13 protein-coding genes are annotated in these 17,086 nt (G+C 48.0%); 5 read left to right on the forward strand and 8 right to left on the reverse strand.

Annotated elements, in window-relative coordinates:
- Positions 1–190 precede the first annotated feature (190 nt).
- Positions 191–1,279, reverse strand: coding sequence for an adenylate/guanylate cyclase domain-containing protein (locus tag ACFW2W_RS18725; protein ID WP_378181480.1), 1,089 nt, complete (start codon positions 1,277–1,279; stop codon positions 191–193).
- Between the two features lie 220 nt (positions 1,280–1,499).
- On the opposite strand from ACFW2W_RS18725, the gene dnaG reads away from it, so the two are divergent.
- Positions 1,500–3,509 (forward strand): DNA primase, encoded by a 2,010-nt coding sequence (gene dnaG, locus ACFW2W_RS18730; protein WP_378181483.1) that lies wholly within the window; start codon positions 1,500–1,502, stop codon positions 3,507–3,509.
- 177 nt (positions 3,510–3,686) lie between these two features.
- Here dnaG and ACFW2W_RS18735 read toward each other — a convergent pair whose 3' ends face one another.
- The gene (locus ACFW2W_RS18735) at positions 3,687–4,931 is read right to left on the reverse strand and encodes an FtsX-like permease family protein (protein WP_378181486.1); all 1,245 of its coding nucleotides are present in this window, start codon (positions 4,929–4,931) and stop codon (positions 3,687–3,689) included.
- 60 nt (positions 4,932–4,991) lie between these two features.
- Here ACFW2W_RS18735 and ACFW2W_RS18740 point away from each other — a divergent pair, with 60 nt between their 5' ends.
- Positions 4,992–5,753 carry an ABC transporter ATP-binding protein gene (locus ACFW2W_RS18740; protein WP_378181489.1) on the forward strand — a complete coding sequence of 254 codons (762 nt, stop codon included), beginning with the start codon at positions 4,992–4,994 and terminating at the stop codon, positions 5,751–5,753.
- 8 nt (positions 5,754–5,761) lie between these two features.
- On the opposite strand, the gene ACFW2W_RS18745 is transcribed toward ACFW2W_RS18740, so the two are convergent.
- From ACFW2W_RS18745 to ACFW2W_RS18765, 5 genes are all read right to left on the reverse strand, one after another.
- Positions 5,762–6,733: an NAD-dependent epimerase/dehydratase family protein gene (locus ACFW2W_RS18745; protein WP_378181492.1), complete on the reverse strand. Its 972-nt coding sequence runs from the start codon at positions 6,731–6,733 to the stop codon at positions 5,762–5,764.
- Positions 6,730–7,881 (reverse strand): hypothetical protein, encoded by a 1,152-nt coding sequence (locus ACFW2W_RS18750; RefSeq protein WP_378181495.1) that lies wholly within the window; start codon positions 7,879–7,881, stop codon positions 6,730–6,732. The genes ACFW2W_RS18745 and ACFW2W_RS18750 overlap by 4 nt, the downstream gene beginning before the upstream one ends.
- An 85-nt stretch (positions 7,882–7,966) precedes the next feature.
- On the reverse strand, positions 7,967–9,544 hold the full coding sequence (locus tag ACFW2W_RS18755; RefSeq protein WP_378181498.1) for a B12-binding domain-containing radical SAM protein: 1,578 nt from the start codon (positions 9,542–9,544) through the stop codon (positions 7,967–7,969).
- Positions 9,545–9,616: 72 nt separating this feature from the next.
- Positions 9,617–10,897: an aminotransferase class I/II-fold pyridoxal phosphate-dependent enzyme gene (locus ACFW2W_RS18760; RefSeq protein WP_378181501.1), complete on the reverse strand. Its 1,281-nt coding sequence runs from the start codon at positions 10,895–10,897 to the stop codon at positions 9,617–9,619.
- A gap of 260 nt (positions 10,898–11,157) precedes the next feature.
- On the reverse strand, positions 11,158–12,261 hold the full coding sequence (locus ACFW2W_RS18765) for a Rieske 2Fe-2S domain-containing protein (RefSeq protein ID WP_378181667.1): 1,104 nt from the start codon (positions 12,259–12,261) through the stop codon (positions 11,158–11,160).
- A gap of 192 nt (positions 12,262–12,453) precedes the next feature.
- Between ACFW2W_RS18765 and ACFW2W_RS18770 the strand changes: the two genes are divergently transcribed.
- Positions 12,454–13,635 carry an MFS transporter gene (locus ACFW2W_RS18770; RefSeq protein WP_378181504.1) on the forward strand — a complete coding sequence of 394 codons (1,182 nt, stop codon included), beginning with the start codon at positions 12,454–12,456 and terminating at the stop codon, positions 13,633–13,635.
- Here ACFW2W_RS18770 and ACFW2W_RS18775 read toward each other — a convergent pair.
- The gene (locus ACFW2W_RS18775; RefSeq protein WP_378181506.1) at positions 13,610–15,295 is read right to left on the reverse strand and encodes a GH3 auxin-responsive promoter family protein; all 1,686 of its coding nucleotides are present in this window, start codon (positions 15,293–15,295) and stop codon (positions 13,610–13,612) included. The genes ACFW2W_RS18770 and ACFW2W_RS18775 overlap by 26 nt on opposite strands.
- 200 nt (positions 15,296–15,495) lie before the next feature.
- On the opposite strand from ACFW2W_RS18775, the gene ACFW2W_RS18780 reads away from it, so the two are divergent.
- Both ACFW2W_RS18780 and ACFW2W_RS18785 read left to right on the forward strand, forming a co-directional pair.
- On the forward strand, positions 15,496–16,470 hold the full coding sequence (locus tag ACFW2W_RS18780) for a cupin-like domain-containing protein (RefSeq protein WP_378181509.1): 975 nt from the start codon (positions 15,496–15,498) through the stop codon (positions 16,468–16,470).
- A 79-nt stretch (positions 16,471–16,549) separates the two neighbouring features.
- Positions 16,550–17,050, forward strand: a complete 501-nt coding sequence (locus ACFW2W_RS18785; protein WP_378181512.1) for a sterol desaturase family protein — start codon at positions 16,550–16,552, stop codon at positions 17,048–17,050.
- Positions 17,051–17,086: the final 36 nt, after the last annotated feature.

Below are 17,086 nucleotides of genomic sequence, written 5' to 3' on the forward strand. Positions count from 1 at the left end.
GGAGACCTATCGTTAGTATATTATTCAAAACTAAAAGGACGCTAGGCTAGAAGAACTAACAATATTTACTGAAAGCTATTCAACAGAAAGATAAAATTTATATAAAAATTAGGTTAACGATGTAAATGTAAGGGTTTCGCCCCTTATCCCTTTAAGTTCGGAGAGAGAAAAGTTCAGACATCACTTGTTTTTAGCAAATTGCCTTGATTAACTCAATCCGATGAACCAGAATCGGTGCATCCAATCCTTTAAAACTCATGGCATTACACAGTCGGGGGCAATCCTTGACAGCACTGGCAGCGTCAGCGTCCATGAGTACAGTTTCAGTACAAGCAATGTCGTTGCCTTGGCTTGTAGCCTGCACCCGTGCTGCTGTATTGACCGTCGTGCCGAAGTAGTCAAGCCGCTCGTTTAGGGTGACACTAATACAGGGGCCGACATCAATGCCAATTTTGAGGATGAGCCGATCTTCTGCTGTTAGTTGCAACTGTTGATTTAAGGCTTCCATCTGCTGATGCATGGCGATCGCGCTGGCGATCGCATCAACAGGCGCAGTGAATGCTGCCATCACCGCATCCCCAATCGTCTTGACAACCACACCATTGTGGGCATCTACTACCTGAAACAGTAGATCGAAGTGTCGGCGTACCAGATGATAAGCCCGCGAATCTCCTCGCCTTGCATAGAGTGCCGTCGAACCAGCCAGATCCGTAAATAGAATCGCCACCCGCCGGATCGTTAAACTCTCATTAGGCGGAATCGTCTCGCGGGGAAAAAAGTCCCGAAAAGTTTGCAGCGTCAGCATCTGGTGTCCGGAAACCACCCCATATTGAGCATCGACTTGGGCGCGGAAATTCGGATCGTCCGCTTTCTTTTCCAGGTGGCGCAATCGTTCATCAATACTAAATGTAATCCGCACCTGCTCATCAGCATCAGTGGCGTGGACGGTGTGACACAGTGGGCAGGTATGGTTTGTCCGCAGATCGTACAGACTTTTCGGATTGAAGTCGATGCCCCGACAGATGGGACATTGAATGTCCCAGTTGAGAGACAGGATGCCTTCTTTCAAGGCGATGACTAAAACTCGCAGCGCCTCCCGTTCGCTTAAGTGCAATCTTTCGGCAATTCGGCGGGGGTTAGCATGGTATAGTTCGCGGCTGTCGCTTTCCTGCAAAAATGCCGTCAGATGCTGCCGCACTGCTGGTTTAACCCCATAGGTTTCCAATGCAGCGACAGCTTTGGCGATCGCACTTTGGCGTCTAGGAAAAAAGTTAAGCACTGCCCGGTTTATCCTCTATATCGCTAGATTGATTGAGAATTTTGGTAGCGTGCGACCCTGAGTGTAATCCCAATACAATGATTATTAGCGATTCAGTTTTAGCAAGATGAATGGGTGCAAAGAGTTATCTTAGTACCAGCTTAGAACATTAGTAAAAATACCCATTTGTCTTTGTTCGCAAAAAAACAATAATAATGGGTCTCAATACAAACACCAAGTCGTGCAAATTCCCCGGCTGCATCCAGACACTATTGAGGAAGTAAAGCAACGGGCTGACATCTACGATGTCATCTCGGAATACGTCTTATTGCGGAAGCAGGGCAAAGATTTTGTGGGTTTGTGCCCTTTTCATGAAGAAAAAACCCCTAGTTTTAGCGTCAGTCCCAGCAAGCAGATGTATTATTGCTTTGGCTGTCAAGCTGGGGGAAATGTAATTACATTCCTGAAGGAACACTCTAAGCGCTCCTTGGGCGAAGTCGTGCTGGATTTGGCGCGGCGCTACCAAGTGCCGGTGCAGATGCTGGAGCCAGAACAGCGACAGGAATTGCAGCGCCAAATTACGCTGCGAGAGCAGCTGTATGAGATTTTGGCAGTGACTGCAAGCTTTTATCAGCACGCGCTGCGGCAAGCTCAAGGACAGGTGGCTCTAGAGTATTTACGCTCAAAGCGGCAACTCTCTGAAGAAACCATCCAACAATTTCATCTAGGCTATGCACCGGCGGGTTGGGAAACCCTCTACCGCTACTTGGTGGAACAGAAACACTACCCGGTGCAGTTGGTGGAACAAGCGGGATTGATTGTCCCTCGGAAGTCAGGCGGCGGTTATTATGACAGATTCCGCGATCGCTTGACGATCCCGATCCACGACAGCCAAGGGCGCGTCATTGCCTTTGGCGGTAGAACATTGGGGGATGAGCAACCCAAGTATCTCAACTCCCCCGAAACTGAGTTATTTCATAAAGGCAAAACTTTATTTGCTTTGGATAAAGCCCGTGACGCGATTGGCAAGCAAGATCAAGCCGTCGTGGTAGAGGGATATTTTGATGCGATCGCTCTCCATGCAGCAGGCATTTCCAACGTCGTCGCTTCTCTTGGCACCGCTCTCAGCTTAGAACAGGTGCGGCTGTTGCTGCGATACACCGAATCCAAGCAGATTATATTCAACTTCGACGCTGACGCCGCTGGGACAAAAGCAGCTCAACGAGCGATTGGAGAAATTGCCAATCTCGCCTACCAAGGACAAGTAAATCTCCGAATTCTCAACCTTCCAGATGGGAAAGATGCCGACGAATTTATCCGCAAAGGCGGCACTCAAACCTATCGGGAACTGCTGCTCAACGCCCCTCTGTGGCTTGATTGGCAGATTCAGCAAATCTTAGTCGAAAAAAACCTCAAACAGGCAGATCAATTTGGGCAAGTTACGGGAGAATTGGTGAAGTTACTCAACAACCTCACCAACGACGATCAAATTACTTATTACATCAATCACTGTGCGGAAATCCTTAGTCAGGGCGATTCTCGACGGGTGGGGTTGCTATCAGATAATCTTCTCAATAAAGTTGTCCGTCACTGGGAAGAACTCCTCAATCAAGATAATTCCCTACAGGTGCCGCTGCTAGTTAATAATCTCCTCAAGCAAACTAAGCCCAATCAGAATAAACGTTCCCAGCCGCGCCGTACTGGTAGCAATAATAAACGCCAACAGCCAGTTGTACCTGGTTCTTCGGAACGCACTCTTTTAGAACGATCAGAAGCTTTACTCCTGCGCTTTTACCTGCATTGCCCCGAATATCGGCAGGCGGTTATTGATGTGCTAGAAGAACGAGATTTGTTCTTTAGCCTTCCCCATTACCGATTTTTATGGCTAAAAATTTTAGATATACAAAGGCGTCCAGAAGCGTCTAGAGTAGAAGCGCCAGAACTGATATCTTTCCTACAAAACTTGTTAATTGAGTTTCCTGGCGATTTGGCTCAGGTATCTCCACTGTTTCATCTTGACGAGAATACACAGCAAGATATTCTCTCTCCGGAATTGATTAAAGCAGCTGCCGCTTGTATGGAAAGGGTAATGTGTGAAAACATCGCCCGCCGCTTTTTGGAACTATGGAAAAACCCCGATACCTCTATCGCTCCTGAAAAACAGGAGTACTATTGCCAGGAATTTTATAAGGCAAAACAGCGGATCAAAGAGCTAGATGGGCAACTGCAATTTTCGTATTTTTATCGTTAAGTAATTTAGGTTTTGCTCACATCTTGCACCGGGCAGTTGAAACCGCAGTTCGGTTAAAAATAATTGTAGGTTGGGTTGAGGCAACGTTACCCAACTACGGGAACTTTGGTGTTTTTCGCTCTAACCGAATCGTATTGGATGGCGTAGCGGCTATTGTCAGCTTAACGATTCTCGGAATTACGCCTTGAAGACGATCGCTGGATCGACACGAGTCACCTTTTGAATGGCAAAGATGGCAGAACCGACGCACATGACAACCGTGATCCCAAAGGCAGCGATCGCAGTTGCCGGAGTAATTAAAATCATGATTCCCTGACTGGCAAATGTCCAGGCTACCACTCCTAAGCAAAGAACCATACTGGGAATATAGCCTAGAATCGCCATCCACAGCGCCTGCTCGACGATTGCACAGTAGATAACCCAATCGGACGCGCCCATCGCTTTGAGGGTGCCAAATTCCTTGATGTGATCTGATACTGAGGAGTAGAGGATCTGACCGACAACGATCGCCCCAACAATTATACCCACCGCTGCACCAAGACCCAGAAGGAACCCAATTCCAGTTCGCTTTTGCCAGTAAGTCTGAGTCATCTCAATCATTTCGGCGCGAGTGTACGCACGGGTATCTGGTAAGGTGGCTTCTAGCTTTTGCTTAAGTGCCTCTAAATCCTGACCCGGCTTGGCTTGAATCAACACATAAGTGATGGGATCTGATGCAGCTAACTGTTTGGGTACAGAAGAAGTAGAAGTTGGATCGGGCTTCTCATAAGTGTTGGTACACTGGATTCCCGTCGATCCCGATTGCAATCGGCAGGACAAACTAGAAGTCTGACCGGAATTTAAGTAAGCGTTGGCACTCTCCAAAGAGGTAAACATATAAGCATTCGATGCAATTGAGCGATTTCTTTGTGTGAACCCAACTAACCGCGCCGGTAAAGTACCAACTTCAGCGACATCACCTATCTTTCGTACCTTTAAGGAATCCAGGTTAGTTACATCCACCATTACGGTGTAAGGTTCTTTTAGGGCACTCACACTTCCTTGTGTGATATTGGTTGGTACAAACAATTGTCCATTTGGGTTAAATCCGATGACTCTCACTGGAGCAATCTCACCTGAGGGGTGACGCCATACGGAACCCCTAGCAATTAGTGCTTCGGCTCGCTCTACGCCTGCCACCTCTTGAGCCAGAACTACGTGCGCCTGGGGGATTGGCAGCGTCAGATCAACATACACCATACTCTTTGATGCCACCCAAAGATCGGCTTGGGAATTGTCAATTAATTTAGCAGCGGAGCGACTAAAGCCATTGAAGATACCAGTTTGAATTGTTACCAGGCTAACAGCAAACATAATCCCTGCCTGAGCCACAAGTAAGCGAGGAATGTCTTCGAGCAAGTGCTTCCGAGCCAGTGAAACCATAGGAAAAAATTTATGATTACGTGCAAACTTGACAAAAAGTTAGGCTAAAAACTTAAACGGATGAGTGCTTTTGAAATTAACTCTACTGTGTTTAAAAAGAGCCGGAGCCAGGATGATTCTACCTCAAGAGATTTTAATAATCGTCAAATGGGAGCCATTATTGCCAAAGGGGTAGAGATGGCATTCCCATCAGGACGACAGTTCTATCAAGTTCTTAAAGGGATTGACTTAGAAATCCCTAGGGGCGATATCCAACTATTGATGGGGCCTTCTGGATCGGGAAAAACCACTCTGCTGTCAATCTTAGCTGGACTGCTGACACCATCTGCTGGAAACGTGTACTTACTCGGAGACGAGATTACAGGAATGTCTAGGGCAAAGCTAGCACGGTTCCGACTCGAAAATATCGGCTTTATTTTTCAGGGTTTCAACTTGTTTGGGGCACTGACAGCATCTGAAAATATTGAAATCGTGCTGAATGTTAAAGGCATTCGGGATAGGCTAGCGCGACAGCAAGCAAAAGTTTTGTTGGAACAGGTGGGATTAGGGGATAAAGCGAATCAGAAGCCGGGTGATTTGTCCGGGGGACAAAAACAGCGGGTAGCGATCGCTCGGGCTTTAGCAGGTCATCCTCAATTGATTATGGCAGATGAGCCAACCGCTGCCTTAGACTCCCATAGTGGGCATACCGTGATTGAGTTACTGCGTCAGTTAGCAAAAGAAGGCGGCTGCACGGTGCTGATGGTGACGCACGATCCTCGGATTGTAGATGTAGCCGACCGAGTCGCTTATCTTGAAGATGGGGTTCTCCAGAAAGAATAGTGCCACGTTCACGATGCTGCTTGCATGATTCGGACAATCTCACGCAATGTTTCTGATACTGAGCGGGGATGCCAACCGAGTTCCTGAAAGGCTTTGGTGGCATCCACCCGGACGCAGCGGTCGTAAATATAATGAACGCGCTCCCGGCTGAGGGGTGGCTGCCATTTGAGAAGGCGTCCGACTGGATCGAGTAAGTTTCCCAAAAGTCTCACGACTGGCTTAGGAGCTTCGGCAGGGACGGGAATGTTGGTTTCCTGGCTGAAAATCTCAAACATTTCGCGGGTAGTCAGCTCACCGGCAGAAATAATGTAGTGTTCTCCAGATTTGCTTTTTTTTGCTGCCAGAATCATCGCCGCAGCTAAGTCGTCCACATGGACAATGCCGGTAATGCGATCGCCTCCTGCCCACAGCTTTAGCCGTCCTTTGAGAAATTGCTGCATCGCGGGGCCAAAATGGGGATCGTCAGCCCCAAAAATCCCGGAAGGCAGAAGACTAACCACCGGAAGCCCTTGCGCCGCAAATCGATCCACCCATTCTTGCGCTTGGTATTTAGTGCGATCGTAGGCTGAGGAAAAGTTAGTTTGTGTCCGTTTAAAAGTTTCATCTACAAGTTTGCCCCCGGTATCGCCAAACACGCCAATAGTGCTGCAATAGACCACTTTGGAGACACCAGCGGCTTGGGCAATTTCTAACACCGAGCGGGTTCCTTCCACATTCACCCGCTCCATTTCTGCCTCATTGACGATGCCCAGTTCTACATAGGCAGCAGTGTGAAAAACTGTATCTACCCCAGTCATTGCCGTTCGCAAGGCATCTCTATCGGTGATATCTCCGTAAACCAACTGGACGTTGCAATTAGAAAGACGCGCTAGATTGCTTGACTTTCGGACTAGACCCACCACAAAGTCGCCCTGCTGCTCTAAAGCCCGCACTAAGTGAGAACCTGTAAATCCGCCCGCTCCAGTAACTAGCGCCTTCATAATGCTTTTTCGTAAATGCGGTAAGTTTTATAAATCTTGCCCCCCGATGCTTCAATTAGCTTGCGGGAGGGAAAATTATCTTCATAGACCCAGGAAAGTTCAGCTCGTTTATAGGGTTTGCCCTTTTGAATTCCACCTTGCATTCCCAAATAAATTAAGGCGAGAGGTACCATTTTTCGGCGATACTCCGGCAGGGAACAAATGGCAATTACTCGTCCTCGATCAATTTGACGGCGATACCAAAGAAACTTAAGAATTCCTAGCCAGTCTAGCTTACCGTTGACGTGTTTTAGGGGAATATTATAGTCTGGTAATCCCATCCAAAAGCCAATCATTTCACCGTTATATTCGGCAATTGGGAAGACATCCGGATCTACTAAACTCTGTAGTTCCTTCGCTTCTTCTAAAAATTCTTCCTCGCTGCGCGGTGTTGAACTCCAGTTATTGGCGAAAGCGCGGTTAAAAAGGTGATAGAGGCTGATGCAATCTTGCTCAAATTCTTTTCCCTTAGTTCTTAACGGACGAAAGGTAACACCAGATTTACAAGCAATCCGATAAGCTTTCTCAAATTCTGTTGGTAAGGGTTTATCTAAAGAAAAATTATAGGCGTAAGCATCCTTGGCTTTATGCCAGCCATCTTTCTCTATAAACTCTGGATAGTAGGACAGATTGTAGGGCATCATCACCATCGGTGGCGAGTCAAATCCGTCTACTAAAAACAAACAATTATTGTGAGTTGAGAGATCGATAGGACCCCTAGCAACCGTCATGCCTTGCTCCCGCAACCAGTTGCAGGCAGTATCTAATAAGGATTGAGCGATCGCAAAATCTTGCACGCACTCAAAAAAACCGAACAAACCAACATTTTGCCCTTCTCGCTCAATTAACCGATGATTCACTGCGGCAACAATGCGCCCTAACGCCTGAGAATTGTTTGCTCCTTCAGATATGGCAATAAACTGTTGTAACTTCCCATATTGAAAGAACGGATTACTGGCAGTGAACTGCTTGGCAATACTGCTCCGAATCGGCGCTACCCAGTGAGGATCGTTCGCATAAACCCGCTCCGGAACATCCAGAAACATTTTGGTTTCTGCTGGAGTTGTTACCGCCCGGATTTGAACCTTTGCTGTTTGATCTATCACCATTACTCTAGTTGTAAAAGTGTCTAATGAAACAACTTTATCTTAGTCCTCCGAATTCATTCATAAAGTCAATCCAAAATTGAATGGCTCAACTTGCCAGAACCTTTTCCTGAGTCGTTTCTGTTGCCTTATTAGCTAGGTATTGGGTAAGTTGGGCTTCGATTTCGTCGCGCACAATTTGACGGTACTCGATGAAATGCTCAATATGGGCGCAATTAATCAAATAAGACTCAAATACACCCGGATTGTGCTTGATGATTGAGAACATCTGACGCCAGAACTGGAAGCGTGTATTGCGCTTCAGCCCCTGTCGCCAACAAATGATCAACAATGCCCGGATATCGCTTAATCCCGGCATTCGGAACTTCTTTTTGTGAGGCGTCGGCTTCATCTCTAGGAAGTGCCGATAGACTCGTGCCAGATAGCGAGTTGGTTCATACAGTTCCCAGAAGCAACTGACGTATTCACGAGCCAATTCTTCTAAAGGACGACTGGGGATAAAATTGGTAAGTGTTGTCTGGTGGATATTCGCCTCTTCAGTCCCCTCCAGCAGACGACCCTCTTTCTGGAGTCGATACCACAGTGCCGTATTCGGCAAAGCCTGAAGCATACTGAACAGTGCTTGAGGAATTGCAGTCGCTTCCACAAAATCAATGATGCGACGACCTGCCCCTGCCTTTTCACCATCGAAGCCAATGATGAAACCAGCCATCACGCGCAAACCCACCCGATTGATTTTCTGAACCGATTCCATCAGCGAACTGCGCGTATTTTGGAATTTCTGAGTGAGTTTCAGACTATCTGTGTCTGGTGTTTCGATGCCCAAAAACACTGCACTGAAGTTGGCAGCGACCATCAAATCCAGCAGTTCCTCATCCTGTGCTAAGTCCACCGAGGCTTCAGTCGAGAGACGGAAGGGGTAGCCGCGAGCTGCCATCCAGGGACCGAGTTCGCGCAGTAAGAGCTTGACGTTGCGCTTGTTGCCGATGAAGTTGTCATCAACCACAAAAATGGAGCGCCGCCAGCCCAAGTCATAGAGAGCTTGCAACTCAGCGAGCAGTTGTGCGGGTGTTTTAGTGCGTGGCTTGCGCCCATAGAGGACAATGATGTCGCAGAACTCGCACTGAAACGGGCAACCCCGCGAAAACTGCACCGACATATCGTTGTAGGCTGTGAGATCCAGCAGGTCGAATCTGGGAATGGGTGTGTTAGTGACATCGGGCTTTTCGTCATTGGCACGAAATATCCCCTCTGTTTCACCCCGCTCTAGAGCCTCGACTAAAAGCGGCAGGGTAATCTCGCCTTCATCTAACACCAGAAAATCCACTCCGGCTTCCTGTGCCGCCTTCGGAACTGAGGTAACGTAGGGACCACCTACCGCCACCAATTTGCCGCGCTGCTTCGCTTCGCGGATCAGGTGCAGCATATCTGGTTTCTGGACAATCATCCCTGAGATGATGACTAGGTCTGCCCAAGCCCAGTCTGCTTCAGTCTCAAATTGAACATTGCGGTCTACTAAGCGGAACTCCCAAGTTTGGGGCAAAATCGCTGCGACTGTAATCATCCCCAGCGGGGGAAGCGACACCTTGCGTCCGATTAGTTCCAGCGCTTTGTCAAAAGACCAGAACGATTTGGGAAATTGTGGATAGAGGAGCAGTACACGCATCACGCACTCCAAAAAGGGGGTTAAGCAAACAGCTAGTCTTACTGCAAAAGTGTCAGGTTAAGCCTGATATTGCTATGCACTAATGGTTGGTTGATACAACAAGTCCCGAATGGCTACCATCGCTGCCACCAGACGATCCATTTCCTCGTGAGTGTGGAGGGCGTTGACGGTAATGCGTAGGCGGGGTTTGGCAATAAACCAAATCGGAGATACCCAAAAACCGCGATCTTGCAAAAGTTGTCTGCCAAAGGCTTTGGGATTAATCTCCGACGGTAAAATGACTGGGACAACATTTGTCTCGCCAATCGCGACAAAATCATTTTCAGCTAAGCGCGATCGCATATACCGCGTATTTTCCTGAAGCTTTTGGACTCGTTCTGGCTGTTGGCGAACCAAACGGATGCTTTCTAAGGCAGCAGCTGTGGTTGGTGGCGGTAAAGATATGGTTCCAATTGAGGTGGGAGAAACATTCAGAAGCGGTTTTAGCTCGGCGACATGGCTGCTAATGGCGGCTCCGGCTGAGGCGGCAAACTTAGAGAAAGTCGTCATAATCAGCGGCACGACGCCCCGCTCAATCGCATAACTGGGCAAAATGCCAAAATGCTCGTAGATCCCTCTTCCAGTTGCTCCAATGGCACCACTGGCATGAGCCTCATCCATCACTAGCACGCTACCCTCGTATTTTTGCAGGACATTTATCATGTCGGGCAGCGGCGCGATATCCCCATCCATTGAGAATACGGCATCGGATACAACCAGAATGCGATCGCCGGGGCGGGCATACCGATGCAGTTTCCGCGCCAAATCCTCTATATCACAATGGCGGTAAGCTTTTACACGGGTGCGGGGGCTATTGCCAAAAACTTTTCCGGAACGAGTCCCGGCATTGACGACGGCTGAGACAATGCAGCCATGATTGAGGACATCGGTGAGAATCAAAGTTTCGCGGGTGTTCTGAAATCCTGGCACGGGAATTGCCAAGTGACAGAAGGCATCCATTAAGGCTTGCATCGCCATCCAAGCGTTCAGAAATAGCTGGGTGTGGGGGAGATGCTTAAAGGCTGAAATCTCGTCCTCTAGCTGTCGGTGCAGATCGATTCGACCGCTCAAGACTGAGCAGGAGCTGTTCGACGTTCCGTATTTCAGGATGGCGTCAATCGCAGCTTGCTTAACGGCTTCTTCGTGAACTAACCCTAAGACATCATTGGTGCAGAAGCTGAGAACGGTTTGACGCTCACCCGTCCTCGTGTCTTCAATTTCGACTATATTCCCCTGCTTCTGATGACAGATATACTCCTCAGGGTCAAGTCCGCTCTCGTACCAGTGCTGGACATATTCTTTGACAATTTGCATTCTTTGACTCCTCTCAGCTTTTACCAGATAAGCGATCGCCTCTGGCTCAACAGTATATTTGCCAGACTCGGTTTCTGCTATCCAGGTCTCACGAAACGCCCGAAGGAAGAAGACCTAATAGTGTTTATTAATACATTGCTCCAGCTCACTTGGGAGCCGCAACCCTGAGAAAGGGCTAGAGAATACGCCGCTGCTAAGAGAGTTGCCTTCATCCGATTGAATTTTCTTGGGTTAGTTCATCTGGCTCTCTTGCGATCGCCTCAGAAGAGAGAAATAGACTTTTGAGAATTCCCCTGATGATTGTTTTGCGATTGACTAGATTTTTGCACAAATTTCTCATATTGCCGGACAATTAGCCGCTGGATAGCAATAATCGCTGGGTTGATTTCTACATAACGTCGCTGGGGATTGGCTAAATAGGTTCGCTGTTCGCTTTCGATCATCTCGATGTCTTGGGCGAGAAATCTCAACAGTACAAAGCGCGGGAGCAGAATTTGTAACAAAGGCTTGAGCGGGTTGAGTATCCATTTGGGCAGGCGAACTTTGAAAAAGAAGAAGGCAAAAGATCGACTCTCGGTTAAGCCGACTGGCAGCCGCATCAAGTATAGAGCGGAAACTCCCTGAAGAACGGTATAAAAGTGGGGGTAGCGATACTGGATCGAGATCGGTAAGGTGGTTACTTGGTCAGCGCGATCGCTCAATCCGAGAAACTGAGCCATGCGACCTTTGTAGGAAACGTTATATTCGGCGCAGACTGCCGCTTCTGTCTCCCGCAGACTCGTTAGCACCGGATCGAACCAACCCTGCAATTTTTGGTGCAGAAAACCATGAAAAACGTCCATCGTGTTCTCATTGCAGATGGAAAAATGTGCTTGGAAGTGGGCATTTACTGGCACCATTAACCAATCTGGCTGGTCAAATTCAGGGATGTCCGGCGGCTGACAGGTGGTAGCGATCGCGCGATCGCCAGGGAAGATCCAGATCAGATTATATTTTTCCTGAACTGGATAACTGCGGGCTTGGGCGCGGGGAAGTTTTTGGTTGTCGGGAAGATAGGGAATGCTGACGCAATCACCTTCACCGTTAAATTCCCAGCCATGATAAGCACACGCCAGGTTACACCCTTGTACTGTGCCCTTGTGCAGGGCGATGCCCTTGTGAGGGCAAGCATCCTCTAAGGCATGGAGATTCCCTTGAGTATCTCGAAAAAGTGCGATCGCTTGCTGCCAGATGACTACAGCCATAGTATCACCGGGCTTCAGTTGGCTTGCCCAACCCACCGGATACCAGTGATTCGCGTTGATGCCCACCTCTCGGACAGCATTCTGAACTGTCTGGCTGGTTAGAGTCGTAGCCAGTTCCATCAATTGTGCCTCTCTTGCCTGTTTCTGTGACAATATTTAGCTTCCTAGCCGCCTATAAGTCAATCAACTTGTTTTATCCTTGGTGATTTTTCCATCATGAATCACCAATAACCAATGACCAAGGACAGCCCAAAATAAGTTGATTTCCACCTATCTACGTTATGATGACCAAAAATTGTAGGTTTCTGGCTTATGTTGGGCGATCGCAGACTGTTAGTGCTGCTGGCAGCAGGCTCCCTGACCACAATGACGGGGGGAGTCATTGCGCCAATTTTGCCAGAAATGGTGCAACAACTTCACCTCAATCCAGCGTTTGCCGGTAACTTGGTGAGTCTACATTGCCTGACAATTGCCCTATTCAGCCCACTGTTAGGCATTTTGGCAGACCGAGTCGGTCGGCTACGGGTGCTAATCCCTTCCCTGATTCTCTACGCACTGTTAGGCACGGCAGGAGCTTTCATGCAAACTCTGACGCCGCTGTTAGTGATGCGGGGGTTGCTGGGTGTCGCCAGTGGGGGGATTGCGGCGGCTAGTCTAGGCTTGCTGGGGAATATGTATGAAGGCGAAGCGCGATCGCAAGCTTTAGGCTACGCCACCAGTACCCTAACCCTGACTGGCATTGCCTTCCCCCTCTTAGGGGGTTGGGTTGGTGCAACTCACTGGCAATTTGCTTTTTATCTGTATGGACTGGGACTGCCGCTGGCGTTTTTGGCTGCTTTATTTTTGAAAGAAAAGCCACCGAAGTTTCGGGTTAAAGAACGCGCCACCGATTCCAACCAAAAGCTGAGCAAAATCCTCGGACATCCCCACGCCTTACAGTTGTTACTAACCCTTTGCTTAGCGTCAGTGGCGATGTATGCCGTAGTTATTTACGCACCCCTTTACCTCAAGGCAACCATTGGGGCAGGGGCGGCTCTCAATGGGATTGTCCTGGCATCGCGGGCAGTTGGGGCAGCCGCTGTCTCAGCTTTTGCCGCTAAGGGGCTAGCGAAGCGACTTGGTTTAAATCGAGCCACAGCAACCGGATTTGCACTGATGACCTTAACCTTGGCAACCATCCCACTGCTGTCCCAACTCAGCTGGATTTTGTTGACAGCGGTACTCTTCGGCGTGGGATTTGGGATTGTGCTACCCAACCTCTATAGCGCTTTAGCCGATCTCGCCCCCTCTCAACTTCGGTCTAGCGTGCTGGCAATCGGAACGGGTGCCGGTTTCCTCGGACAGTTCCTCTCCCCGATTCTCCTGGGACCAGCGATCAATTATGGCGGGTTGCCAGGGATCTTTTATGGGGCAGCGAGTGTCTCAATGGTGGCAGGATTGCTGCTTTTATTTGGCAGCAACGACAAATTTAATCGCGATCCTCTGGAAGCCTAACCTCCTGCTCCACTTCCAGTCCAGCCAGAAAACTCCGATCTTCGCTAATATGGGGAAATTTCAGTTGAGAATCGGGAATTCCCCTTTCCACCTGACGTTGGCGAACTTTGGCAAAGCTGCCAGCAGCTAGAATCCGCAGTCGGGGAGGAGGCACCTGATCTTTGCGCTTGGATTGATAGTAAACGTTAATTTCCTTGAGTTTACGGTCAAAGCTGGCTAAAAAAGCAAGGCGATCGCTCAGTATATGACCGCCAACGAGTTCAATGTTCACTAGATAATGGGCGGGGAACTCATTTTCGGACAAAGTGATACAAAAATCCTCCAATGGCAAGCCAAATTCTTGTTGCAGGCTTTGCATCACTTGAGTGGCATGAAATTCAGTCGTCTTCTCAGTCGTGGAAGACAAAATCCCGCCTCGACGGTGACGGAAGACAATCAGAGGAGCCTGCTCGTAAAAGCCCAGAACCTCTACAACATCACCAATATCGTAACGGTAGAAGCCGCTATAGTTGGTCATCAGAATGCGGTAAAGTTCTCCTGCTTTCACTTCCGTAGCAAGTAATGTTTTGGGATGCTCTACGTCCCACTGGTCTTCTGGGATAAATTCAAAAAAGCCAGTTTCAATAGCTAAGATGCTGCCATCATTGTTGAGGTCGTGGTAAATACTAAAGGTGCCTTCAGCGGTGGCGAAGACGGCACCAAAGCTAGGGATGTCGTCAAAGTAGGTGGGAAATCGCTCAAAGTAAAAATCTGAGGTTCCTCCCCGTGCGGTGGCGATAAAAGATAGCTCAGGCCATGCTAATTTTGGGGTAAGCCGTCCTTCTGACTTCAAGATTTCACGCAATTGAGCGGCGCGAGTTGGATTTGCTGACCATTGCCGTTCCAATTTGGCTCGAATCTCTGGTTCAAGTGTTAACCAACTGGTAATTGTCCCAGTTTCGATGTCCCGAATCAAATCTTCCGCGTAGCGCTCTAAATAGTTGCAAATCCGCAGGATGAGCATGGGAAAATTGGCTCCGATTCCGCGCATAGAGCGATCGCGCAGGGCAAATAGGAAGCAAAGATAGTGGCGTGTTAGACTATCCGCAGTTTGTAGGGTTTCGTAAGGATGGGCAAAAAGTTGTTCGTAGAGAAACTTGCCCATGCGGAGAACGCCTGTACCTCCCGGTCCATAATCAATCCCGCCACTGGTGCGTCCCGTTATTTGGGCGGTGTTGGTTACTAACAGTTTGCCAAATTTTCGATCTTGCGATCGCAGCGCCTCACTCAAAAAGCCGATGCAAGTCAGATTAGCCCATCCCAACGAGTTCTGAAATCGCTGAGTCACCGGGATTAATTTCTGATTTCCCGTCGAGCCACTGGTCGTATTGAGATAAACGACCGGATCTGGCGTTAAAATATTTTTTTCACCTTGGGCAATGCGTTCAGTGTAGGGTTCATAGCTGCTGTAAGGCAGAATCGGAATCTGCTGTTGAAATTGCTCGATTGTTTTGATATCTCTCAGCCCATATTTGCGACCTAATTCGGTATCTTTATGAGCCTGCAACAGCTCCCTTAATAACTGCTCCTGCACCGCAGAGGTCTGGCGAGTTTTCTTCACAAAATTCGCCCTAGCACGTTCAGCAATCGTCGTCAAAAGTGGCAGCAATATATTTGCCATCAGTGCATTACATCCGTTAGCAAGAATAACTAGATGTCGATTAAAGCAGATTTTTTATTTTTTTTCAAACTAAATGCTAAACTTTGGTAGTTGTCATGACTCATTGGTCTTTTGTTGATGACTAATGAGCGCTGACAACCCAAGCCTTTTGCGTACAATTATCTAAGTATCATTGACTCAGAATAGTTGGGAAAATAGGAATGGAAACTAAATCAGAAAGTAACCTAAAATTAGGATGGGAAAATCGGGTCAATCCAATCGAACGAGTGGACATATCATCGATAACGCCAGAAACATTTTTTGAAAAATATCAAAAAAACGGAACCCCAGTTATCATTACGGGCTTATTAGAAAGTGAATGTGACTGGAATTTAGACTATTTATGTGAGAAATTTGGCAATCAAGAGTTAATCTTCCGGAATCCGGGGCGGGAAAGGGACAAGCAGGAAAAACGCAAATGGAAAAGCATCGGCAGTGGCGTGAATCTGCAAAGTATGCCATTTACAGAATATGCAGAGATGTTGCGTAACCATAAGGCTCATGAAAATGACATTAACTTAGGAAAATGTCCCCTCAAAAATACCCCGCTTGCTGATACACCCTCTTTAAAAACAATTGGATCTCGGCTGGGTTTAACGAAGCCTGCCAGCGAAATGAACATTTATGTGGCTCCGGGAGGTCATAGCTCAGGTTTACATTATGACTCAGTGGACGGCACGCTGATGCAACTGCATGGTGCCAAAAAAATAGTGTTTTTTCCACCCTCAGAGACATACAATCTCTATCCATTTCCGGTGTATATTCATTTGCGCCACGGCTTAAAATTGCGTTCTTGGTTTAGTCAGGTGGATCTGGAAAACCCAGACTTTAAATCATTGCCAAAATTCAAGCAGGCACTCCAGCATAAACGCGAAGTAATTCTTGAGCAAGGTGAAACGCTTTATATTCCTGCCGGTTGGTGGCATGACGTAATCGGGTTGGGCGATGAAATGGTGTGTGCAGTCAATCGTTTCTGGAGGATATATCCTACATCACGAGCCGTGTTCTCTTGGAGTCGATGGCGTGCAGTTTGTGGAATTATATTTGCATTACCCTATACTTTTTTAAACTTAGCGATCGCTCTAGGCAGCAGCAACAGAAAACAAAAAATTAGCAAGATTTCCCATAGGATGTAAGCGTCCTAGTCAATCAAATCGGATAAAAAAGCTTCAGGTGTGCGTTGCTATACAGAAAAAGTGTGAGGAATGCGAGTTTATGACCTTATTAGCAAAGCTTTCTGTAGGAATCGCTTGTTTTAGTCTGGCGTTTGTCTTGGCAAGTTTAGTGGAATATTGGCTACATCGCTTGATGCACGTTTCGCCTCGGATTGGCGAACGTCACCGAGATCATCACCGTCGCAACGAAGGACAGGGGGTGTTGTGGGAGTTTCGAGACTATGTTAGGGGCAGTTTGGTGGTAATGTGCCTGATGTTTTTCTACTCGTGGGAGGCGGGAATCGGTTGGTTCCTCGGTGGCTTATTCTATGCCGCATTTTCAGCCTATGCCCATCAGCTACAGCACGAAAACCCAACCAAGTGCTTCTGGATGAAGATGCCGGTTCACTATGTGCATCACAAATATGGAATGTGGCATCACAACTTTGGTTTGGCGGTGGATTGGTGGGATCGGGTTTTTGGCACTTACAAGCCTGTAGAATGGCTGGGCGAAGAGGAACTGAGTCAATCACGGGGTTATTTGCAACTCCGGTGGCGGTAGGAGTGTCCTAGCTGGAATGGAACTGAGACAAGGAGC

The sequence above is a fragment of the Coleofasciculus sp. H7-2 genome, assembly GCF_042747725.1.
GTDB lineage: Bacteria > Cyanobacteriota > Cyanobacteriia > Cyanobacteriales > FACHB-T130 > FACHB-T130.